This is a genomic window from Caldalkalibacillus mannanilyticus JCM 10596, assembly GCF_000615945.1.
Lineage (GTDB): Bacteria > Bacillota > Bacilli > Caldalkalibacillales > JCM-10596 > Bacillus_AT > Bacillus_AT mannanilyticus.
The window spans coordinates 116,148-138,343 of the sequence record NZ_BAMO01000004.1 but is presented as its reverse complement, the minus strand read 5'-3'; the positions used below and the strand labels follow the sequence as shown (position 1 = coordinate 138,343).

The 22,196-nt window shown below is 38.7% G+C and carries 24 protein-coding genes, 5 pseudogenes and 1 riboswitch; of the genes and pseudogenes, 22 read left to right on the top strand and 7 right to left on the bottom strand.

From position 1 onward, the window contains the following. Window positions 1–15 precede the first annotated feature (15 nt). The 3 genes from JCM10596_RS03695 to JCM10596_RS29410 are packed head-to-tail and all read left to right on the top strand — an operon-like array spanning window position 16 to window position 2,236. Complete coding sequence (locus tag JCM10596_RS03695) at window positions 16–1,647, top strand: N-acetylmuramoyl-L-alanine amidase family protein (RefSeq protein WP_025025980.1); 1,632 nt, start codon at window positions 16–18, stop codon at window positions 1,645–1,647. Window positions 1,648–1,652: 5 nt separating this feature from the next. Beyond that, entirely contained in the window at window positions 1,653–2,099 is a 447-nt protein-coding gene (locus JCM10596_RS03690) for a hypothetical protein (RefSeq protein ID WP_025025979.1), read from the top strand. Then, window positions 2,087–2,236, top strand: a complete 150-nt coding sequence (locus JCM10596_RS29410) for a hypothetical protein (protein ID WP_159102305.1) — start codon at window positions 2,087–2,089, stop codon at window positions 2,234–2,236. Before JCM10596_RS03690 ends, JCM10596_RS29410 begins: the two co-directional genes overlap by 13 nt. Window positions 2,237–2,341: 105 nt before the next feature. On the opposite strand, the gene uppP is transcribed toward JCM10596_RS29410, so the two are convergent. Further along, window positions 2,342–3,175: an undecaprenyl-diphosphatase UppP gene (uppP, locus tag JCM10596_RS03680; RefSeq protein WP_025025978.1), complete on the bottom strand. Its 834-nt coding sequence runs from the start codon at window positions 3,173–3,175 to the stop codon at window positions 2,342–2,344. A 201-nt stretch (window positions 3,176–3,376) separates the two neighbouring features. Here uppP and JCM10596_RS03675 point away from each other — a divergent pair, with 201 nt between their 5' ends. The 14 genes and pseudogenes from JCM10596_RS03675 to JCM10596_RS30730 all read left to right on the top strand — a co-directional run bounded on the left by JCM10596_RS03675 (window position 3,377) and on the right by JCM10596_RS30730 (window position 14,675). Next, on the top strand, window positions 3,377–3,940 hold the full coding sequence (locus tag JCM10596_RS03675; RefSeq protein WP_025025977.1) for a pyridoxamine 5'-phosphate oxidase family protein: 564 nt from the start codon (window positions 3,377–3,379) through the stop codon (window positions 3,938–3,940). A gap of 45 nt (window positions 3,941–3,985) precedes the next feature. Next, window positions 3,986–4,699 (top strand): alpha/beta fold hydrolase, encoded by a 714-nt coding sequence (locus JCM10596_RS03670; RefSeq protein ID WP_025025976.1) that lies wholly within the window; start codon window positions 3,986–3,988, stop codon window positions 4,697–4,699. A gap of 23 nt (window positions 4,700–4,722) precedes the next feature. After that, the gene (locus tag JCM10596_RS03665) at window positions 4,723–5,121 is read left to right on the top strand and encodes a RidA family protein (protein ID WP_025025975.1); all 399 of its coding nucleotides are present in this window, start codon (window positions 4,723–4,725) and stop codon (window positions 5,119–5,121) included. A gap of 1 nt (window position 5,122) precedes the next feature. Next, on the top strand, window positions 5,123–5,758 hold the full coding sequence (locus tag JCM10596_RS03660; RefSeq protein WP_025025974.1) for a histidine phosphatase family protein: 636 nt from the start codon (window positions 5,123–5,125) through the stop codon (window positions 5,756–5,758). A gap of 115 nt (window positions 5,759–5,873) precedes the next feature. Then, window positions 5,874–6,071, top strand: a riboswitch (cobalamin riboswitch). Between the two features lie 285 nt (window positions 6,072–6,356). Beyond that, on the top strand, window positions 6,357–7,406 hold the full coding sequence (locus JCM10596_RS03655; protein ID WP_025025973.1) for an ABC transporter substrate-binding protein: 1,050 nt from the start codon (window positions 6,357–6,359) through the stop codon (window positions 7,404–7,406). A 97-nt stretch (window positions 7,407–7,503) separates the two neighbouring features. Then, the gene (locus tag JCM10596_RS03650) at window positions 7,504–8,478 is read left to right on the top strand and encodes a FecCD family ABC transporter permease (protein ID WP_025025972.1); all 975 of its coding nucleotides are present in this window, start codon (window positions 7,504–7,506) and stop codon (window positions 8,476–8,478) included. Then, window positions 8,475–9,290, top strand: coding sequence for an ABC transporter ATP-binding protein (locus JCM10596_RS03645; RefSeq protein ID WP_025025971.1), 816 nt, complete (start codon window positions 8,475–8,477; stop codon window positions 9,288–9,290). Before JCM10596_RS03650 ends, JCM10596_RS03645 begins: the two co-directional genes overlap by 4 nt. Further along, complete coding sequence (locus tag JCM10596_RS03640) at window positions 9,268–9,630, top strand: (2Fe-2S) ferredoxin domain-containing protein (RefSeq protein ID WP_025025970.1); 363 nt, start codon at window positions 9,268–9,270, stop codon at window positions 9,628–9,630. Before JCM10596_RS03645 ends, JCM10596_RS03640 begins: the two co-directional genes overlap by 23 nt. A gap of 202 nt (window positions 9,631–9,832) precedes the next feature. Next, complete coding sequence (locus JCM10596_RS03635) at window positions 9,833–10,681, top strand: ABC transporter ATP-binding protein (RefSeq protein WP_025025969.1); 849 nt, start codon at window positions 9,833–9,835, stop codon at window positions 10,679–10,681. 21 nt (window positions 10,682–10,702) lie between these two features. Further along, window positions 10,703–11,284 (top strand): nitroreductase family protein, encoded by a 582-nt coding sequence (locus JCM10596_RS03630; RefSeq protein WP_034680401.1) that lies wholly within the window; start codon window positions 10,703–10,705, stop codon window positions 11,282–11,284. Between the two features lie 29 nt (window positions 11,285–11,313). Continuing rightward, a pseudogene (locus JCM10596_RS30745) lies at window positions 11,314–11,940 on the top strand (ABC transporter substrate-binding protein); the annotation flags it as partial. Window positions 11,941–12,089: 149 nt separating this feature from the next. Further along, window positions 12,090–12,302: an ABC transporter substrate-binding protein gene (locus JCM10596_RS30740; RefSeq protein ID WP_267879668.1), complete on the top strand. Its 213-nt coding sequence runs from the start codon at window positions 12,090–12,092 to the stop codon at window positions 12,300–12,302. Between the two features lie 197 nt (window positions 12,303–12,499). Further along, the gene (locus JCM10596_RS30735; RefSeq protein WP_267879670.1) at window positions 12,500–13,789 is read left to right on the top strand and encodes a heavy metal translocating P-type ATPase; all 1,290 of its coding nucleotides are present in this window, start codon (window positions 12,500–12,502) and stop codon (window positions 13,787–13,789) included. Window positions 13,790–13,820: 31 nt separating this feature from the next. Next, window positions 13,821–14,675, top strand: a complete 855-nt coding sequence (locus tag JCM10596_RS30730; protein ID WP_267879667.1) for an HAD-IC family P-type ATPase — start codon at window positions 13,821–13,823, stop codon at window positions 14,673–14,675. On the opposite strand, the gene JCM10596_RS03615 is transcribed toward JCM10596_RS30730, so the two are convergent. Further along, the gene (locus JCM10596_RS03615) at window positions 14,641–15,774 is read right to left on the bottom strand and encodes a LuxR C-terminal-related transcriptional regulator (RefSeq protein ID WP_025025967.1); all 1,134 of its coding nucleotides are present in this window, start codon (window positions 15,772–15,774) and stop codon (window positions 14,641–14,643) included. The genes JCM10596_RS30730 and JCM10596_RS03615 overlap by 35 nt on opposite strands. 140 nt (window positions 15,775–15,914) lie before the next feature. Here JCM10596_RS03615 and JCM10596_RS03610 point away from each other — a divergent pair, with 140 nt between their 5' ends. The 3 genes from JCM10596_RS03610 (at window position 15,915) to JCM10596_RS03600 (ending at window position 19,040) form a co-directional block, all read left to right on the top strand. Next, a complete protein-coding gene (locus JCM10596_RS03610) occupies window positions 15,915–16,649 on the top strand; it encodes a class I SAM-dependent methyltransferase (protein WP_025025966.1) in 735 nt (244 codons plus the stop codon). A gap of 25 nt (window positions 16,650–16,674) precedes the next feature. After that, window positions 16,675–17,769 carry a saccharopine dehydrogenase family protein gene (locus JCM10596_RS03605; protein WP_025025965.1) on the top strand — a complete coding sequence of 365 codons (1,095 nt, stop codon included), beginning with the start codon at window positions 16,675–16,677 and terminating at the stop codon, window positions 17,767–17,769. Between the two features lie 83 nt (window positions 17,770–17,852). Further along, complete coding sequence (locus JCM10596_RS03600) at window positions 17,853–19,040, top strand: DUF418 domain-containing protein (RefSeq protein ID WP_159102304.1); 1,188 nt, start codon at window positions 17,853–17,855, stop codon at window positions 19,038–19,040. Window positions 19,041–19,305: 265 nt separating this feature from the next. Here JCM10596_RS03600 and JCM10596_RS03595 read toward each other — a convergent pair whose 3' ends face one another. The 5 genes and pseudogenes from JCM10596_RS03595 to JCM10596_RS31140 all read right to left on the bottom strand — a co-directional run. After that, complete coding sequence (locus tag JCM10596_RS03595; RefSeq protein WP_025025963.1) at window positions 19,306–19,782, bottom strand: 2-thiouracil desulfurase family protein; 477 nt, start codon at window positions 19,780–19,782, stop codon at window positions 19,306–19,308. 31 nt (window positions 19,783–19,813) lie between these two features. Beyond that, window positions 19,814–20,002 carry a hypothetical protein gene (locus JCM10596_RS29990; protein WP_025025962.1) on the bottom strand — a complete coding sequence of 63 codons (189 nt, stop codon included), beginning with the start codon at window positions 20,000–20,002 and terminating at the stop codon, window positions 19,814–19,816. Between the two features lie 15 nt (window positions 20,003–20,017). After that, window positions 20,018–20,134 (bottom strand): annotated as a pseudogene (locus JCM10596_RS31145) (Tn3 family transposase); the annotation flags it as partial. Window positions 20,135–20,372: 238 nt separating this feature from the next. Then, a complete protein-coding gene (locus tag JCM10596_RS03585) occupies window positions 20,373–20,786 on the bottom strand; it encodes a hypothetical protein (RefSeq protein WP_025025961.1) in 414 nt (137 codons plus the stop codon). A gap of 78 nt (window positions 20,787–20,864) precedes the next feature. Further along, window positions 20,865–20,969, bottom strand: a pseudogene (locus tag JCM10596_RS31140) (hypothetical protein); the annotation flags it as partial. 52 nt (window positions 20,970–21,021) lie between these two features. Between JCM10596_RS31140 and JCM10596_RS28565 the strand changes: the two are divergent. Together JCM10596_RS28565 and JCM10596_RS23635 are read left to right on the top strand one after the other, a co-directional pair. Further along, a pseudogene (locus JCM10596_RS28565) lies at window positions 21,022–21,105 on the top strand (helix-turn-helix domain-containing protein); the annotation flags it as partial. A gap of 63 nt (window positions 21,106–21,168) precedes the next feature. After that, window positions 21,169–22,130, top strand: a pseudogene (locus tag JCM10596_RS23635) (helix-turn-helix transcriptional regulator). The last annotated feature ends 66 nt before the right edge of the window (window positions 22,131–22,196 follow it).

Here is a 22,196-nt window from a genome sequence, read left to right as displayed (position 1 = left end):
AGAGGGGTACATAATGTGAAAAAGTGGTTTTTGACTGGGATGTTATTCATCATCGTGGCAAGTGTTTTTAATGTAGGGACAATGGAGGCGAATGCGAATACTCAATCACAGATTGTACAGCTGATGATTGAGGGGAAAATTGAAGAACCAGAGGTCCCAGCAAAGATCAGCAATGGGAGAACGTTCGTTCCGTTGAGGTTTATTGCAGAAAAAATGGGAGCAAATGTACAGTATTTTCAAGCAACGTCTACTATTGAAATTAAACAAGGTTCTAACACCATTACGATGAAGTTAGGCAGTAAACAGCTTCAAGTTAATGGAAGGAATCAAACAATGGATGTAGCTCCTTTTACAGAACAGGGGAGAACGTTAGTTCCTATTCGTTTTGTGAGTGAACAATTGGGTTTAAGTGTGGCTTGGCAAGCGAATGAAAGGTTAGTTACAATTTCTAAACCTATTACTTTAACTTTAAATGGACAAGCATTACAAAAGCCTTTTCAACCGGTTCTTATGAATGACAAAATATATGTTCCCATTTTTGAAATCGCCAAGCGATTAAATATCGAATTTACAACCACAGGCGATCATATTTCTTTTACCTCTAAGATGGGCTTACATGCTTCAGGCACTACCCATGATCAATCTAAAAAAAGGTTAGCTCTCGGGGATATTGTTACGTTTGACGGAGTTAGGATGGTTTCATATGAATTGGTGGATTCATTACTTGGAACAACAACCGAGTATAATGAAGCAAATAAGGAAATAAAAATAGTGAGTGAACTAAACGAGCTAAGAAATGTATCCTTCGAAAATGGGAAGTTTACATTTGATTTATCTTTCCTGGGAACAGGAAGTTATAACCACTTCTTTTTAGAATCCCCTCATCGTTTGGTGATTGATCTCCCACATACAGTATTAGCAGACAATCTAAAACCAACGCAGGGTACCGAAACTATTTTACCGCTTCAGTTTGATACAGTCAGACAAGTTCGAGTGGCACAAAGCAGCGTTTCGCCACACACAGTTAGGATTGTCTTTGATTTAAGCGATAAATCTAAAGTTTCATTTGATCATGTGAATCAGCAGCTACAAGCCAAAGTAGAGCTAAAAAGAACTCTAATTGTTATTGATGCTGGACATGGTGGAAGAGATCCAGGAGCTTTAGGTAAACTGACGACAGAAGCCAAGATTGTTCTTGATATATCCTTGAAAATCATTAAGCTATTAGAGGAAGATCCAGACGTTGATGTGTTAGCCACTCGTCGGGATGATACTTTTCCTACCCTAGATGACCGTGTGAAAATGGCGAATGATGCTAATGCGGATATATTTATGTCTGTACATGCGAATTCTATAAAGGATAGACCGACTGTAGGAGGAACGGAAACCTATATTCATTTAAACGGGGACAAAACATTCGGTGAGATTGTCCACAAACATCTAATTGCCGCTACAAAGTTTAATGACCGTGGACTCAAACAAGCCAACTTTAAGGTTTTAAGGGAAACAAATATGGTTTCTACCTTAATCGAAATTGGATTTATTAGTAACCCTGATGAAGAAAAAGCAATGATGGATTCTGCTTTTCAGGATCGAGTAGCTAAAGCGATGTACGATGCCCTGAAAGAATATTTGAATAGGAAGTGATCAATATGAAACCTAAAGTTAGAATACTCTTTACTGTTGCAGCTATTTTACTTCTAATGATTACGATGACGGCATGTGGAAGTTTATCTACAGAGAAGAAGGTGGACCCTTCCGAAAGCTCGAATGAGAATCAAGAGGATGTTGGGAATGAGGATACGGAAGCAGCAAAGCCTGAACTGACATCATTAACCATATCAATCTTTTATTCAGATGATCAACTCATGAATATTGTGAAGGAAGAACAGGAAATTCAGTATCTGGGTACAGAAGATTTGATATCTAAAGTATGGGATGCTCTTCAAAACCCGTTAGATGAACAGCTCATTGATTTGTGGCAAGGGGTGGAGTTGAAGAAAGCTTCATTGAACGATCGTTTATTAACTCTTGATCTTTCACTACCTGTCGATATCTCATTAGGATCAACCGGGGAAGCATGGCAGTGCAATCCTTGATTCAAACCTATGCGCAGATTGAAGGAGTAGAAGAAATTCAACTAACGATTGATGGGCAAATCCAAGAAACTCTTGCGGGACATGTATCAATCGATAAGCCGTTTACCAAGGATGAGATCATTTATCAGAACCAATAATAGAGCATATTTATAGAGAATACGCAGCATTAAAAGCAAAAAAGCTGGCTGGTTTTTGTCACCATGTGACTAAACCAGCCAGCTTTTTCTCTTGTTATTTAAGAATTATTCAAAAGCCATAATGGTATTTGGATCTAGATAAAAATAAACAAAAGCAGCTAGAATAAAGCAATAGATAGCAAAGTAAATTAATTTACTCTTCTTCAGAAAATCGATTAACCATATGATCCCCAATATTGAGAAAATAAAAGAGGCAATAAAGGAAACAAGTAATGGAACTATACCATGTGTAGTAAGAGCTTCTAATGATTCTCCTCTTAATTCCAAGAGCGTAGATCCCAAGATAACTGGAATTGAAAGTAGAAAGGAAAATCTGACCGCTGTTTCTTTGTTTAAACCTGACCAAAGTGCAGCGACAAGGGTTGAGCCTGAACGTGAAATTCCTGGGAAAATAGCCACAGCTTGCCCCAAACCTACAAGGATCGTTTCTTTCAAGCCCATGGTACTTTCATTCGTATTCCCATATTTATGAAATCTCTCAATAAAAATAAGAAACAAACCCGTCATGGTCAAGGAAAGGGCAATTACAGGAGGCGTTTTAAGAGATTCCGTAAAGTAATCTTTTAATAGAACTCCTAATACTCCAGTAATGATCGTCGCTACGATGATGTAGATGGAGAACCTGAAATGTACTTTGTTTTCTGGTGATTTGTTAGTGAAATATCCGAAAAAACCCTTGATCAGCTCGATTAAATCCTTTCGAAAATAGATCATAACAGCTAATACAGATCCGAGATGAAGTAGGATTTCGAACGCATATCCTTCAAATGTTAAGTCAAAGAGCATGGAAGTAATGATGATGTGTGCTGTACTAGATATCGGCAGAAATTCGGTGATGCCTTGAACAATACCTAGTATTAATGCTTCAATAATACTCATATGTATGGAACTCCTTTCAAAATAAAACAAGTTTAATTTTACCATATTTTTATAGAGGAATATATATAAAAATAATGAAGGTTTTGTGAGTTTTGTTACAAACGAATATTCGCATTAAATAGATTGATCGAAAATCATTTCTATTCGACGCTACTAGAGAGTGTGGTATAATATGGATAGAATAAGAAGGAGAGTGAGAAAATGGGGAAAATGTTTGATTCAATCCTCCCAGAGCATGAAGAGTTTCTTAAAAGGCAGCGTATCTTTTTTGTTGGTTCAGCCCCTTTAGCTGAAGAGGGTCATGTCAATTTGTCTCCCAAAGGCTATGATTCATTTCGAATCTTATCTTCAACCGAAGTGGCTTATTTAGATTTAACTGGAAGCGGAAATGAAACAAGTGCTCATATAGATGAGAATGGTAGAATTACCTTTATGTTTGTAGCATTCGAAGGTCCTCCGATGATCATGAGGTTATATGGAAAAGGAAGTGTCGTATTACCAGGCTCCGAAAGATGGGATGAGTTGATAAAAGAATTCGATGTGATACCTGGAATTCGCCAAATTATTTGTGCAACGATTCACGGTGTACAAACTTCATGTGGTTATAGCATTCCGTTCTATTCTTATGAAGGAGAGCGTGAGACCTTAAGATTATGGGCTACTAAGAAAAAAGAAGAAGAGATCAAGGAGTACCAAGTATCAAAAAATAGTGTGAGCTTGGACGGAATCGTAACTCCGTTAGGGAAAGCTGAACAACATGGATAATTAGGGCGTAAAAAAAATAAAAACTAAAAAGGGAGAGTGTGATTGATGAGTACGTTTGTTTTCGTTCATGGGGCTTTTCATGGAGGTTGGGTGTGGAGTAAGGTGAGTAAAAAGTTAGAGGAAGCTGGACATCGTGCTGTTAGCTTAGATCTACCAAGCCATGGTATGGATCAAACGCCCCCTTCACAAGTTACCCTGAAGGATTATGTTGATTGTGTGTGCAAGGTACTTGATCAGGAGCAAGAGCCTGTGATCTTAGTTGGACATAGTATGGGAGGAATGGTGATTACACAAGTAGCTGAGTATCGCCCTAGTAAGATTCGAACCCTCGTTTATTTATGTGCTTCAATTCCTCAAAATGGTGCATCCTTGATACAGACGCTTGAACAGGATAAGTATCTACAGCCTTTACCGATTTTGGTGAGTGAGGATCAAACCTTCTTAACACTAGATCAGACAAAAACAAAAGACCGTTTTTATGGTGAATGTTCTCAACAAGATGCCACAGATTCATTAAGATTACTCTGTTCACAACCCGTCGCTCCTCTCCTGACACCTATCGAGATTACCGAAGAAAATTTCGGAAGAGTTCCGAAAATATATATTGAGACCCTGAAAGATCAAGCGATATCCCTTCAATTTCAACGAGAGCTTCAAGAAAATAATTCATTTCAACAGGTTCTGACCTTAGATACAGATCATTCGCCGTTCTTCTCTCAGACAGAAGCTCTTGTTAAGCATTTATCTAGTATAATTTAATGATATGAGAGAGGAGGCAGGACATGACAGAGAGAATACGAGTGTCAACAGGTTCACCTTGGGAGCCCATCGTAGGCTATTGCAGAGCTATTAAAGTAGGCAACCTGATTGAGGTAGCAGGAACGACGGCTATGAGCGATGGAGAAGTCGTGGGAAAAGGGGATGCCTATGCTCAAACAAAGCATATTTTTCTAACCATACAAGATGCGCTTCATCAAGTAGGGGCTACGCTAGATGATGTTGTGAGAACGCGTATGTATGTAACAGATATTGCCCAATGGGAAGAGATTGGAAAGGCACACGGAGAGTTTTTCAGAGATTGTAGACCTGTGGCCACCATGGTTGAAGTAAAGGCACTCATTCACCCAGAATTGTTGGTTGAGATAGAAGCTCAAGCCATTATTTCAGAACAGGAGGAGTAAGATGAGCAAGACCACCTTGTATTTAATAAGACATGGGGAAACCGTTTGGAATACACAAAAGAAATTACAAGGACATCTGGATTCTCCATTAACAGAGTTAGGAAAGAAACAATCGATGTGGTTAGGAGAAGCCCTATTGGAAGAACCTCTGGAAATCATCTATTGTAGTTCAAGTGATCGAGCGTACCAAACAGCAGAGTTAGTCTGCCACGGGCGAAAAATAGAGATAGTAAGATGCGATGAGCTTAAAGAAATGAATTTAGGCGTCTGGGAAGGACTTACACAAGCGTCAGCAGAAGCAATGGACCCAGAACAATTTAGACGTTTTTGGGAGGCTCCGAGTCAATTTCAAGTAGAGAATAGTGAGAGATTTGAGCAGGTACAGGAGCGCGCTCTTCTGAAATTGAGAGAGATTATAGCAAGACATCAAGGTCAGGTCATTGGTGTTGTTTCGCACACGGTTGTCATCAAACTGTTAATGGCATACTTCGAGAATCGGCCCTTAGATAAGATCTGGAACCCACCTTATATTCATCCCACCTGTTTATGTAAAATAGAATGGACAGAAGGAGGTTCAGAGATTATCCTCCATGCAGATATCAGTCATTTTAAAGAGGACGTACCCGAAAGCTCTTAATGATGAGTTCCTCGTTAAAAACAGTAATTTTTAAGTAATAGAACGTGAGAGTCAACCCTACTGAAAAAGAGGTTGTTATTTTAACTAGTTTAGTATATTCTAAATGAGGAAAAACTGAATACAGATCTATAGGAGTGCCTTTTCTAATGGAGTATTTAGAAATAGGATAATAGGGAAATCGGTGAGAGTCCGATGCAGCCCCCGCTACTGTAAACGCAGATGAAATTGTCGTAAACCACTGGTCAATAACCGGGAAGGGACAAGAGTAAAATGAAGCGTAAGCCAGGAAACCTGCTTTTATAGAACCAGATAAGAGTGACTAACCATCAAGTGGAGCAAATACTTCATCTGATGGAAGTCTACTTTATCTTTCGGAGGGGAGGATAAGAGAATGGATGGTATAGCAATGAGAGTATTGTTTTTTGAATACGATCATTTTTGATGTGTCATATCGATTTTCTGCCTTTAGCCGAGTGCTGGGGCTTTTTTTATTGTTTCATAATGTGAAAGCAGTACTATATTTGACATTATAGCAAAAGTACATTAATATACTACAGTAAATCGTAATGATTACTATTTATAAAAAGGAGAGAGATTGATGGAACTAAGAGAGTATCTACAGATGAAAAAGCTTTTTCTTGTTTTAAGTATTGCCATTCTTATTTGGGGTCTTAGTGGATGTGCCCAGAAGGTAGACAATAGTGAGGGGACTCAAACAACCTCTTCTACGGAAACTGAAGATACAGGAAATAACGAGGAAATGGGCATTGGTGAGTATCAATCCTTCTCTATTCAAAACTTTCATCGTTTAGTTACCTTTGAGGAACGACCAAAAAGAGCAGTGAGTTTAAATGGTCATACAACAGAAATCATGCTTGCCTTAGGTCTGGAAGATGTCATGGTCGGGACGGCGCATCAAAACGTAGATATTTTACCAGAGTTTAAGGATACATATGAGAAGATCCCTATTCTAGCAGAAAAATATCCTTCATTAGAAGTGTTATTAGGCGTAGAACCTGATTTTGTTTTTGGTAGAAGTTCAGCTTTTGATGGAGCTAATGCTATCGGAACAGTAGAAGACCTTGAAAGCTATGGAATCAAGTCTTACGTTTCTAAGGGGACGTATACTTTGGGAGCAACAATGGATGATGTTTATGAGGATATCCTGCATTTAGGACGTATTTTCCAAGTGGAGGATCGAGCGAATGAATTAGTTGCAACCATGCAAACACAAATCAAAGAGATTCAGAAACAAGTAGGAGAGGTGGAAACTCCTATTCGTGTTGCAGTGATGGATCAGGGTGGAGATCAAATGTTTACGGCTTGCCAGTCCTTACAAACCACATTGATTAAAATGGCAGGGGGACACAATGTTTTTGATGATATAGCTAAAACATGGGCAAGAGTCAATTGGGAGGAGCTGGTCGAACGAGATCCAGAAGTGATTGTGATCAACAATTATGGTGATGTAGCTGCCGAGGCAAAAATAGAAGAGCTGTTACAAAATCCCTCTCTGCAAAATGTAACAGCGATCAAAAATAAGCATTTTGTTGTTCTTTCTCTATCTAGTGTATTTGAGGGAGTTAGAAATGTAGAAGCGTTAGAAACCTTGGCTAGCGGGTTTTATCCAAAGAAATTTGAAAAATAAGGAGAAAGCCTATGCAACGTGAAGGAAACCGTTTAACGTATCGTGTATTAACCTTCGTACTATTTTTAGGCTTCTGATCTCGATCACACTCGCCATTATGCTGGGACCAGTGCCTATTCACCCTAGTACTGTTTGGAAAATTGCCTTGGCACAGATTTCTTTTTTCTCTGATTGGATCACAGAAGATTGGACAAAGGCTCAGTTTCACATTATTTGGGATATACGGTTCCCGCGTGTTCTTCTTGGTATGCTTGTTGGTGCTGGTCTAGCTGTTGTTGGAGTGGCGATTCAAGCGATGGTACGTAACTCCCTGGCAGATCCATATATATTAGGAGTTTCTTCTGGTGCTTCTGTTGGAGCTACTTTAGTTATTATTTTAGGAGCGTTTCAGATCTTTGGACAATACGCCTTATCCTTAGCTGCTTTTATAGGTTCTTTGATTTCCGTGATTTTGGTTTTTTTACTTTCTCAAGTTCAGGGGCGTATTTCTACAGTAAGATTGCTATTATCAGGCATTGCGATCTCCATGATCCTAACAGCGATCACCAATTTTATTGTCATTTCAGCTCCTCGAGAAGAAGGCATACGTTCAGCGATGTATTGGATGATGGGAAGTTTGGCAGGGGCGAAATGGAGTTACTTAGCGATACCTGCGATTGTGATTCTATTAGCCGCACTTATTCTGTATACTCAGTCCCGCTACCTTAACCTGTTGTTGATGGGGGAAGAAAATGCGACAACGATGGGATTAAATGTCGATGTCTTCCGAAAGTTTTTGATCGTTTTTACTGCCTTGGTTACAGGGGTTATCGTTTCGGTAAGTGGAGCCATTGGCTTCATTGGGCTGATGATCCCTCATATTGCCCGATTGATTGTAGGCTCTGATCATCGCAGGGTGATACCCGTAAGTGCACTATTGGGCGCTATTTTCATTATTTGGGCAGATGTTATTGCTAGGTTGGTGCTAGCGCCGGAAGAAATCCCTATTGGTATCATTACAGCTATCTGTGGAGGACCTTTTTTCATATGGTTGTTGCGTAGAAGTAATTATAGCTTTGGAGGTGGAAAGTGATGTTAGAGGTGAACGGAGTTTCTTATCAACTGGATGAAGAGTGGCTAATCCATGATTTGTCGTTGCAGGTTAAAAAAAATGAGTGGGTAGGTGTGATTGGACCAAATGGAAGTGGGAAATCGACCTTATTAAAAACCATTTATAGAGTGTTAAAGCCACATTCAGGATTTATCTCGTTAGAAGAGAAGAGAATCGATCGTTTACCCTCCAAGCTACTTGCTCAAAAAATGGCTGTTGTTAGCCAAGAAACCCCTATGCTTTTTGACTTTACGGTCAAAGAAATTGTCATGATGGGGCGCTCTCCGCATAAGAAGCTATTAGAAGCAGATAACGTAGAAGATGAGTCAATCGTTGTAAAAGCGCTAAATAGAGTAGGGCTGCAAGAAAAAATCAACCGCAGCTTTTTACATCTTTCAGGGGGAGAGAAACAGAGAGTCATGATAGCTAGAGCGCTCACACAACAGCCTGATTTCTTGGTTTTAGACGAACCTACCAATCATCTGGATATTCATCATCAGCTACAAATCTTAGATATTGTTAAAGCTTTAGATTTAACGGTGATTACTGCGCTCCATGATTTAAATTTAGCCCTTTCTTATTGTGACCGTTTATATGTATTGAAAAATGGGAGCATTGTCGCCTCAGGAAAACCCGAGAACATCATAACTGAAGCGCTCTTATTTGATGTATTTCAAGTGCAAACAGATATTCGTATCCACCCCGTTACAGGAAGAAAACACATTACTTTTTTATCAGATTATATGATGAAAGAAAAGGAAAGGAGTTCTCATGTCTACATGGAATCTATCTGAAACTAAGCATCATGTCCTCATTTGTAATGGAGGGAGCTGTATGCGGCAAGAGGGTGAAGAAGTGACTCAAGCCATTCGAGATGAAATTAAGAATCTAGGCTTGGATCAGCAGATTCATACAACCCGTACTCGCTGCAATGGGCGCTGTGAGGATGCCTGTGTGGTCATTGTCTACCCACAGGGAACCTGGTATCATAGCATAACCCCTGATGCGGGCAGGGAGCTTGTCAAACAACTAGCAGGAAGCCATAAGGAACCTATTTCTACGATAAGTTATTCATTTGAAAATGGATATTTTCAACCGAATGAACGTACACGAGTGGGGATTAACAAAAAATAGAGTTGAGAAAAGGCGCAGAGTAAGTTATGCGTCTTTTTTTGTTGAATCGATTTTTATCTAGCTGAGAGAATGTCTTTTAGAAGATGATTTGACTTATGCCACTGATAATGATTATAATTATCACTAACAACCAAATTGAGAATGAGAATCAATAAGAAATAAGAAGAATAAGAACAAAAGGAGTGTATAGGACAGGATGAAGATGGTCACGCTTTCCGCTGAGCAATTGGGGATTGCTTATGGGGATGTTGAAATTGTGAGGGAACTTAACTTAAAAATACCTGAAGGCAAAGTCACGACCTTAATTGGTCCAAATGGATGTGGGAAATCAACCATCCTTAAAACGATGTCACGTATCTTAACTCCAAAAAATGGAGTCGTGTATTTAGATGGAAAGTCAATTCATCAGGAATCCACAAAAGAAATCGCTAAGAAAATGGCGATCCTCCCGCAAACACCAGAAGCACCAAGTGGTCTTACGGTATCAGAGCTAGTATCATATGGGCGCTTCCCACATCAGAGGGGATTTGGGACATTAACGAATCAAGACCGCCAAATTGTCCGGTGGGCTATTGAAGTGACGGGCTTAGGTGATTTCTATGACCGTCCTATTGACGCGTTATCAGGAGGACAGCGTCAGCGTGTGTGGATCGCCATGGCACTTGCTCAGGAAACGAACTTACTTCTTCTTGATGAACCTACTACCTACTTAGATTTAGCACATCAGTTAGAGGTTCTTCAGCTTCTTGAACAATTAAATAAAGACGAGAAAAGAACCATTGTTATGGTTATTCATGATCTTAACCATGCAGCTCGATTTGCTCACCATATGGTAGCCTTGAATCGAGGAACCATCATTAAAGAAGGAACTCCTTCTGAAGTGATGACTTCAGAAGTCTTAAAAAAGGTATTTCAAATCGACGCTGACATTGTGCAAGATCCAAGAACAGGTAAGCCAGTCTGTATCACTTATGACCTGATAAACAAAACAAAAACTGTGAAGAAAGATGCCATCAAAGAAGAAAAACCATTAATAGAAGCCTTAGCATAGATCATATTAGGAGGAAGAAAAATGTCAATCGCTGTGGAATTACAACCAATATCAACTGTTGCTAATATCATTCGTGAAAGAAGAACGATTCGTGAATTCAAATCTGATCCTATTTCCAAGGAGCTTGTCATCGAGTTACTCAATGATGCGGTATGGGCGCCTAATCACGGCTTACGCGAGCCTTGGAGATTCATTCTGTTTCAAGGAGAAGGAAAAAAGAAATTTACCAAGGCTGTTCTACATACGTATACCGAAGAGGAAAAAGCCTCTCGGGCAGAGGATATTACCAAGTATTATCTCAATATTCCTCTTCATTTGGTTGTCGTAATGAAGGAAGATCCGAGATCGAAGCAATGGGAAGAGGATTTCTCAGCGACATCTGCGATGATCCAGAACTTTCAACTTTTGACTTGGGAAAAAGGGATCGGTGTCGTATGGAAAACCAATTATTATAACTGGGAACCTAAATTTCATCAGGAAATCGGAGTACAGCCTGGAGAAAGAGTTGTGGGAACCTTGCATATTGGTTATTTTGACAAGGTACCTAAGCCTCGACCAAGAACAAAAGTAGAAGAAAAGTTAACCATTATTGAACAAGTATAGAAGATATAGAAGAGAGGATTCGTGACAGCATGTTAAAGAAACAATCAAACAAACTGATATTAGTTATGCTCGCTTTTTTATTCGTAGTTGCCTTGACTGCTTGCAGTGAGCCAACCCAGACAGGCACAAATGATGCTGAACCGACAGAAAAAGGCGTAGTAGAAACGGAGAAAACTGATACAGCAGAAGCTGATACTAGAATATTTCAAGCAGTGAACGGAGAGATCGAAGTTCCTGCAAACCCAGAGCGAGTTGTTGTGGTGGCAAGTAGCTATGTCGGTTATTTCCTTGCTTTAGATCTTACGCCTGTGGGTATTTCTGAAAAAGCCTTAAACAACCCTTATTTTGCTGGGAAAGTAGAGGGAATTGCTAGTGTCGGGGATGAAATTTCTGTTAAAACGATTCTAGCACTAGATCCAGATCTTATCATTTCCTTCCATGTTCCAGAATCGGTTGAACAATTGGAAAAGATTGCTCCTACAGTGGCGATTGAGTATGGGAAAAAAGATCTAAGGGAACAATTGAGAGATTTCGGAACATTAACAGGGCGTGAGGAAAAGGCTGAGGCATGGATTGCAGAATGGGACAAAAAAATAGCTGAGCACAAAACGAAGGTTAATGAAGCAGTAGGGGATCAAACAGTTTCAATCCTTCAACCCTACGCAAAAGGCATTTATGCTTTTGGTCACAGCTATGCTAGAGGAGGAGAAATTATCTATGGCGAGTTTGGTTTGAAAGCACCAGAGCTATTCAAACCGAAGTCATTGATAGCGGAAAAGGTTGGGGAGATCTTTCTCTTGAAGTATTGCCAGAATATGCAGGGGATTATATCTTTACCAGTGCATGGTCTGGTGATGATTCTGACCCAGAAGTGGTCTATTCAAGTACGATTTGGCAAGGGTTACCTGCTGTCAAGAATCATCGTGTCTTCAAATTAGACCCTCAATCATCATTCTATAATGATCCTGTTTCTCTAGAAGCACAGCTCGAATTTTTTGTTACTAGCCTAACAAAATAAAAGTACAGACTTACACTTATAAGAAAAGGAATCTTATTGACATCTATCTTGAACAGCTGGATGTCTAAGGTTCCTTTTTGTCTTGTTCTTCTTCCTCAATCTTAAGGGAATACTTTGTTTTTTTTCAAATATACTTGTCCTAAAGATAGGTTGCTTGATAAAAACAAGCAAACGATGAGGTGAGAAAAGTGAGTAAAATGACTCGAACGAATCTTCATATTGTGGGGATGACTTGTGCGGCATGTGCCTACCGAATTGAAAGAGGATTAATGAAACTAAAAGGATTAGAGGAGGTACAGGTCAATTTTGCTTTGGGAAAAGCCTCGATTTCCTATAACGCACAATTTGTTCAGTTAACAGAAATTGAGAAAAGAATCGAAAAGCTAGGCTTTCATTCACAAATTCATCATAGAGAAGAAGATGCGGCGCAAGAGGTTAAGAGATTAACAAAGATGTTTTTCCTTTCAGCGCTTCTATCTCTTCCTTTTATGTGGGGGATGCTGATTCACCTGCCATGGACTTCAAGCCTTTATGTACCTGAGCTCTTTATCAATCCTTGGTTTCAGTTGTTCTTGACTACACCCATTCAATTCGTGATTGCTCAGCCATTTTACGAGGGAGCGTGGAAAGCACTGAAAAATAGGAGCGCGAATATGGATGTTCTTGTCGTTCTTAGCACTACATCAGCTTATTTGTATAGCCACTATATTACGATGTCTATGCAGGGAAGCTATGTCGAAAATTTGTACTATGAAACGAGTGCTTTCATCATTACTTTTGTCTTATTAGGAAAGCTTTTAGAAAGTAAAACGAAGCTTCGGACCAAGGAAGCCCTAATAGAGCTCTATCAGCTTCAGGAGAAAAAAGCTCTAGTCATTCGCGGTCACGAAGAGGCGTATATCGATATTGCTGAAGTGCAGGTAGGGGATGTTCTGCTAATCAAGCCAGGACAGAAGGTTCCTCTAGATGGTCATGTGCTTGAAGGAGAAACTTCAATCGATGAATCCATGATTACAGGTGAAAGTATTCCAATCGAAAAAAGCTCGGGAGATAAAGTGATTGGCGGCACAATCAATCGGCACGGAGCAATAACAATACAAGTGGATCGAATGGGTCAGGATACTCTGCTGAGTCAAATTATACGAATTGTAGAGGATGCCCAGGGAATAAAAGCTCCTATTCAACGTCTAGCAGATAAAATCATCCATGTATTTGTACCTATTGTTATTATGATCGCAGTCTTAACGTTTCTTGTTTGGTATAGCTTGCTTGAGCCTAATCAATGGGGGAGTGCTTTAGAAAAAACTATAGCTGTCCTGATCATTGCCTGCCCTTGTGCCTTAGGATTAGCCACTCCTACCTCGATTATGGTGGGTTCAGGTCGAGCGGCTAGATTGGGGATATTATTTAAAGAGGGAAAGCATCTCGAGGTCTTAGCACAAACTAATCTTGTCATTTTAGATAAAACGGGTACACTTACATGGTAAACCGGAGCTTATTAATGTTTATAGCCCACGTATGAAGGAATCTGAATTTCTTCGATTTGTCGGAAGCGCAGAACAGAAATCTGAACATCCACTGGCACAGGCAATTGTAGAGAAAATCCGACGCTTACAAATTCCTCTTGAGGAACCAGCGTATTTCAAGGCATTGCCAGGCTTTGGGATAGAGGCACGTGTGCAACAAAGAAAAGTCGTCATAGGAACACGGAGATTATTCGATGAGCAGGGTATTTTTTATAAGGCGGCTGAATCACAAATTAAAAAGTGGGAAAAGGATGGAAAAACAGTGGTTCTCGTTGCTGTAGAACACCGATTCGTCGGACTATTAGCCATTTCTGATACCTTAAAAGAAAACGCTAAGAAAACGGTCTCATTTCTACGAAAAATGCGTATGGGTGTTGTGATGGTTACGGGAGATAATGAACGAACAGCTCATTCTATTGCGAAAAAAATAGGGATCAAACATGTATATGCCGAGAAATTACCTCAAGAAAAAGCATATATTATTCAAGCTTTACAACGAAAAGGAAAGAAGGTACTCATGGTTGGAGACGGGATTAATGATGCACCCGCTCTCGCCATGGCAGACATCGGGATGGCTATAGGTACAGGAGCTGATGTTGCTATAGAAGCCAGCGATATCAGCATCATTCGTCAAGACTTACTGGGTGTAGTTCAAGGAATCACAATAAGTAAAAAAACCATGAGAAATATAAAACAAAACTTATTTTGGGCACTAGCCTATAACACGATTAGTATTCCAATTGCAGCACTGGGCTTCTTAGCTCCTTGGATAGCAGGAGCGGCAATGGCTTGTAGTTCTGTTTCCGTTGTCCTTAATGCTCTTCGATTGCAAAAAATGAAATTGTAGAATCGGCTTCTGAATAGGGTGTATTCAAGAGCGAAATTAACTCCCGCCTACTATTAACCCCTGTTTTTAAAAAAATAGATTTCAGGTGGTCTTGGACAGTATAGGTGGAAATGGATAAGGTATTCGCAAGCTCCTTGGTGGAGTCACCACGTAAGATAAACTCTATGATCTGTCTTTCGCGACTTGAGAGTCCATATCCATCCATGATGAACGGCATGATTTCATATGGTTGAGCTAGTTCCAAGGTCACCGCCAAGTGTTTCGAAGAGGAACGGTGATCATACATTTCACTAGCTGTGATGGAAAGAAAGGCACCATCTGGAGTCGGTATACAGACTCTTGCCTCCTGTGTAGTATATTTTGCTCCATTTATTCGTCCTAGATTGTTGGCTTGGGCTAAAGAACAAACAGCTCTTACCGGTCGAGGAATAAGAGGATGGTTTATCTTCTCCCATTCACGTAACTGTGAAAACCAATACTCGCCAGCGGGATTGCTAGAGAAGAGCTCTAAATGGGAAGTAAGCATCATCATTCCTTTTTCCTTCACTGGTACTTTCATTTCTTGCCATGCTTGATCAGACATGGGCTGGAGTAGAACTGCTTCTTTTAAGTTTTGCGCTAAAAAAGAAGAAAGAGAAGAAACAAATTCTATTTCTGTCTTGTCAAATACAGGTGATGCTATGGACCGAAAGAGGGTTAAAAAACCCCAGCACTTTCCTTTGTGAGTGAGTGCAGCCCGCAATTCATCACCATATCCAGCAGGATGTAATACATCTCTGTATCGAGCACTTCGCTTCAATTCTCCATCTGTTGCCTGAAAAAGCGTTGCGACAGACGGGTTCTGATGGATCAGGTCCAAATACTGATTATAATCGTTTGTTAAATACTCACTATGAAACAAGAGAGAATGTATATTTTCAATAGAATCATCGGTATACGCCCCAGTAGAAAGAAGGGTATAGGGATCTACTGTAGTTAGACAAGCCGCATCAAATGAAAGAACACTTTTTAAAGTATCTAATACAGCTTTACGAAATAAACGAGAATCTTGAATGCGTTGGATATTCGAGATTCTTTTTTTCATTTTCTCAATATGCATGATCGATGACTCCTTTCCACCTATGGGAAATCCCATGTTTATGGGATATCTATTCTTTCTCCCCTAAATTATAATTGAGAATGATTATTACTATATTACTAGAAAAAAGGAAGAATGAAAAGAGAAAAGGGAGAAGTCACATGAAAACAAACAGAACTGATCAAAGAATGGAAGAAAACGTAGAGTTTAGCTGGGATGCCCCCATCGTATTAGATTACGATCAAAATATTAAACGAAAAATTGCAGGCTATGAGCTCCTACATGACATAACAGGTCGTTTGATGGAGAGTGCCATCGATACCTCTAGGAGCACGAATGAGTTATTAATTATTGGAGCTGGTGGAGGGAAAGAACTTGTTTCATTAGCTCAAAATCATCCGTTTTGGCGGTTTACTGCGGTAGATTCATCGAAACTCATGCTAGATATGGCAAAACGAAGAGCTGAGGAGTCGCATATCATGGAGCGAGTTCGCTTCTTTCAAGGAACACTAGACCAATGTGCGGATGGAACTATTTATGATGCAGCAACTTGTTTATTGGTTCTGCACTTTGTTCAAGGTATGAATGAAAAGCGTCAATTATTAAGAGAGATCGCTTCACGCCTTCAATCAGGAGCTCCCTTCTTTCTTGCCTCGCTGAATGGTGAGCCAGATCAGGCTGTGTTTGAAGTTCAATTGACAGCATGGAAAAATCATATGCTGTCACAAGGGGTGAGTGAGGAAGAGTTTGCTAAATTTAAGAATTCAATTGGTCAGAGTACGGAGCCAATTAGCAGTGAGAAGCTTTATTCCTTGCTAGAAGAATGTGGCTTTACAGATATCAGTCGTTATTTTGGTTCATATTTAATAGATGGTTTTATGGCTTTTAAAAAATAGAACAAATTGTAAAGGAGTGAGCTTCATGCATAGAAATCATATTGTTGTTATAGGCGGATATGGACACGTTGGTCAGAAAATATGTACATCTTTAGCGAATAAGTACCCTGGTAAAGTATACGCAGCCGGACGAAACAAGAGAAAGGCAGAGCAATTTAGCTCCTCTACCAATGGGAGGGTTTTAGCCCTCGAAATCGATGTAACGAAGGATGTGGATTGGACTTTATTTGAGCAGGTTCGCCTCATTATAGTCTGTATAGATCAGTTGGATACTCAATTTGTGCAGGGGTGTCTGGAAAGAGGAATTGATTATATTGATATTTCTGCTTCATATTCTTTTCTGTCTTCCATCGAGCAATTAAATAGCCACGCTATAGAAAAAGGAGCGACGGGAGTATTAAGTGTTGGATTAGCTCCTGGTTTGACGAATTTGCTCAGTCGCTGGATCAAGGAACAGTTATATTCAATAGAAGAACTGAATATCTATATTATGCTTGGAATGGGGGATGACCATGGGAAGGCAGCGATTGAATGGACGTTGCATAATGCCAGAACAGATTTTATACAATGGATTCATGGTCAGCAGGAACAGGTTGCCAGCTTTTCTAGTGGCAAAAAGGTATTTTGGGGAGATGAAATAGGGTGGCGAAAGGCGTATCGTTTTAATTTTGCAGATCAGCATGTTCTCAGTAGAACCCTCCATATCCCAAAAGTGTCAACACGATTGAGCTTAGACTCAAAGCTTGTTACAGAAAGCATGGCTTGGTTAAGAAGGAGAGGATGGCTTATGTACATGCCTCTATCTCTTGGAGTGACTTTGTTGGGGAACATCAAAATGGGTGATCCTCTCTACATGGTTAAGGTAGAAGGAAGAGGAAGAACGGCATCGGGTGAAGGGCTTCAAGTAGAAACCATGATAAAAGGTGAATATGAAGCAAATGTTACAGCTGCTGTGACGAGCTATATTGCTGACTCTCTCTATCAATTTTCACATCCTAAAGGAATCTACCATATTGAACAATTATTTGCTTGGGAAGAAATCTATCCACATTTGAAAGAGGAAGTGTTTTGGGTTGACCCCAATCAGAATCATCATGACAAAAGTCATATTCTTTTATGACGAAATTCACTTTTCCTGATTATAGATCTTCAGTATCTTTAGGAGAGGGTGTGTTCTTAGACTTACTCAAAGGAGTTGAGAAGATGAGTGTACAGCTAAAACCAACAAGAGAAAATGAACGAATGATTGAGTTAGATATTCTTAGAGGAATTGCTTTGTTCGGAATTCTCGTTGTGAATATGAAGTATTTTTCTACACCCTATTTGTACTTGGAAATGATTGGGGTAAAATGGTGGGATGATCGTCTAAATCACATGGTTAAGTTAATAGTGCAGATTTTTTTTGAATTCAAGTTTATTACCATGTTTTCCTTTCTATTTGGGATCGGCTTCATTCTGTTTATTACCAGAGCTCAGAAAAAAGAGGTGGATGCCAAAAAATTGTTTAAACGCCGACTCTGTTTTTTGCTATTGATCGGACTTTTGCATCTTTTCTTTGTGTGGTATGGAGATGTATTAACTGTTTATTCTTTGCTAGGTTTTGGACTCCTGTTTTTTATTAATAAGGAAGCGAAAACCGTTCTGAAATGGGCCTTTGGTTTTCTGACAATCCCTGTCTTGATCTTTAGCCCTACTCTTTTTTTCTTGTTCAGCCAGTTGGATAACCAACAATTTACTCCTCATATAAACCAAATCATCATTGATTCCACTAAGTATTATGCTGAAGGCACGATCTATGAGGTGTTTTTACAGCGTTTAACGGATATTAGTTTTATTGCTCAAGGGTATATTTTTATGATGCCAATGATTTTCGGTATGTTTTTATTAGGAGTATACGCTTGGAAGAGTGGGATAGTGGAACACGTTCATCAACACATTGCCTTACTCAAGCGGATTTGTCTGTTTAGTTTTATCATCGGTTTACCTCTCATTGTGCTCACGATATGGGGAGGTCAAAATCTGTCACAAGAGGATTCGGCTCATTATTTGATCCAGTTTATAGCCCAAACCGTTAGTGGACCGGTGTTATCTATATTTTATATCACAGCGATTGTGTTATTGTTGCAAACGAAACGCTGGAGGAATGTTTTCAGCATTTTTCAGCCTGTAGGAAGAATGGCTTTTACAAATTATCTCATGCAGTCTATCATTTGCACGACGATATTTTATAGTCATGGTTTCGGATTGTTTGGACAGGTGAATGATTTTTGGGGATTTGGATTAGCTATCGTCATTTTTTCCTTTCAAATTGTAATTAGTCATTTTTGGTTACGTAAGTATAAATTTGGACCTATGGAGAATCTATGGCGAAGGTTCACTTATAGAACATAGTATTCTTGTATGTCTTGATCTAAAAACAAAACTAGTTTACCTTAAAACAATTATGGTAAACTAGTTTTGTTTTTATTAAGTTAAGTCAGGTGAACCGTCATTTCGCGAACCATTTCTTCTTAAAGGGGTACCGTCAGGAAAATGCGGTTATCTTAACCTCGATGTGAGAACTATTAGAATATCAATGGTTCTCACATCGTTTACATGTATTCATTGTAAATTTTGTTTTTTTTAAAGTTGATCATTTTATCATGTCAATGTTCGCTTAAGAGGTTTTTAATTTCTCCTCAAGAAAATCAGTAATTCTCTCTTCTGAGACTACTTGAATTCCATTCCTTTCAAGTAGGGCAGTCGTCACTCCATTTCCAACAATTTTCTTACCTTTAAATTCACCGTTGTAAATCATTGAACTTCCGCAGGAGGGGCTAAATTCCTTAAGAATAACTACTGTGGCGCCCACCTCTTGAGCTTTTCTTAGCGTTGCATAAGCTCCTTTTATATACAGTTTTGTAACGTCTCTACCCGATTTTTCGATCACTTTAGCCTTACCATCAAGGACATCTTCCCCATTACCACCAACAATTTCAGCTGGTTCTCTTGGTGTTGAAAAACCACCAAGTAATTCTGGACACACAGTAATTGCTTGTTTTTTTTCAATCATTTGGCGTATCTTTTTATCTAAACAATGCGTACCATTATATCTTACCTCTAATCCTGCTAAACAAGAGCTAACTAATATCATTGATATCACCTCAATCTAATTCTATCGTATTTCATTCTTCAATTAAATTGCATCCGTTACGCAATAAGAAAACTTCTTCCTCCAAAACTTCATATGCTCCACCGTTTCCAGTGTCTTTAATATTCCCCTCACTTATCCAACGGCTTACCATCTCTGTGTCACATTTGAAACCATTCGAGTGCAACAGCATTGTTACTTCTTTTAGGTTAAACGTATTCATAATTATTAAAGCCTCCTCTCCTAGTAAATTGATATGCTCCCAGCCTAAAGGAGACATATGATGCAACAAATCTACATTAAAATTACCTAAATCTTTTTGGTGTTCAACTGCTTTTGTCAGATGTAGGGTATTTCAACCTTTTCATAAGACTAGAATTGCTCTTTCTTCACCTGAGTGCCAGCTACAATGAGAGCAGAGAATCCAAAATTTGCTTCAATGATTTAATTATTCAATAAAATAAAAGACATTGATCTAATTATCTTAGATTGATGTCTTTTTTACCCTTCTTTCATGCACGACGTATAACCAGCAAAGAGAATGTTTTTCGGAATTCTATTTGTTTATTTTCTCTTGATGTCTGAGAGAAAAGTTACTTTTTAAAATTTGGAAATATGAATAATCTCTTATGAGGTCTGATGATTATATCATCCACAACCTCTTTGTTCTCATTATCTAGCCACGTTATTACGACTTTAACCTCGCTCTTTTCGTTTAGTCTTTCCCCAAGGGCGATAAATGAAAGTTTATCTGTAATGGTGTCATTATTACTACGTTCAATAATTGCCTTATCGTCAACCATAAATTGTAAAAACTTCAAAACAACCTCGCCATGCCCATTCCAATATAAGACCCCTTCCCAAGTATCTTTATATGAGAGGTCTTGGTAATATGTAGCTTCCCATTTGTTATTTTTAGATTCACCTTTCCAAATAGGAGCTTGAAAAAACGAATAGATAACCCAGCATCCTAAGGCTATGAACAGTGCTATTATCATCCGCTTCATGCGAAAATTCCTCCTTGTTTGCCCTATTGCAACCTTTTATAACAGTGTACTATAAAACAGTAGATTGTTTTCAAAAAATTAATTGTTGAATTTAATTACTCTGTAGCTATGTTGTGGTACCTCAGAAAGTGGTCTATCTTTATTATTATTAGAATGATAAGTCAAGTACAGTTCGTCTTTTTCTTTTTTTGTTACTACGGTAGAGTGATAATATCTACCGTCTTTTGTTTTTTGAAATTGGACTGTAAATCAAATTTGTGAAATCACAAATGTGTCTAGGGCCTCATTGTATAGAAAGCTATCGGAAAGGAACAGTTGATGAGTTATACTAAAAATTAGAACTGAATAATAGAAAATAAATTTCATATAGAGGTGGAATTATATGCCTAAAATTGACAATATGTTAGCAATTCTATGGATGCTTCGTTCAGGTGAAAAAATTACTGCAAAACAAATTTCAGAAAAGTTAGAAATTAATATAAGGACTGTGTATCGTTATATTGATACAATTTCAACAAGTGGTGTACCTATAATTTCAGAACCAGGACATAACGGTGGATACACTTTATTGAACAATTTTATTGAGGCTCCTCTTTTTTTTGATTTTGAGGAGCAAACTTCACTATTTCACGCTGCTGTTTTTGCAGAAGAAGCCGGATATTATGGAGGTGAAGCACTAAATAGGGCCATTTCAAAACTAAGTAAATACTCAAATCAAGAGCAGGAAACAAAGATAAACCAACATTTAACTAGTCTTGAAGTAATAAGTCGATTAAGTTCTCTCTCTATGGAATCTTTTTTGAAGGAGTTGGAGCAGGCCTTAGCTGACGGGGACTCAGTAAAAATTCTTTACCATAAAAGTGGCGAAAAGCAATTAAATTATAGATTGGTCGATCCGTACAGAATTATCTATTGGAATAATAAGTGGTATGTGATTGGATTTTGTCATCTTAGGAATGATATCCGTAGTTTTAGAGTAGATCGAATTGAAAGTCTAATGCTAACCGAAAATAAGTTTAACCGGCCAGAAAATTTTTCAGCACGTGACTTTTTTATAAAAAATCTTCTTCCAACTATAGAAGATAAGGAAGGGATTATTTCTTTGGTTATTAATGGGGATAAAAGTGTATTGGCTGATATTTGCAACATTGGTTTTTAGGACATTATTTACAAGAACGGACTTCAAATCAAGCAGTTTTTCTTCTTGAAAAAGATGTGATACATACATATGTACCTTATTTACTTTTACCGTACAATAAATCTATTAAAGTTATTGAGCCAATAAGTCTTAAGAAAAGACTTATTGAAGTTCTTTCGGAATTAATAAAATTTCATCAAGTATGATAACTACCCTGACGTTAACTGTCAGGGTAGTTATATTATAATAGCTATATCAATTGTGATTGGAGT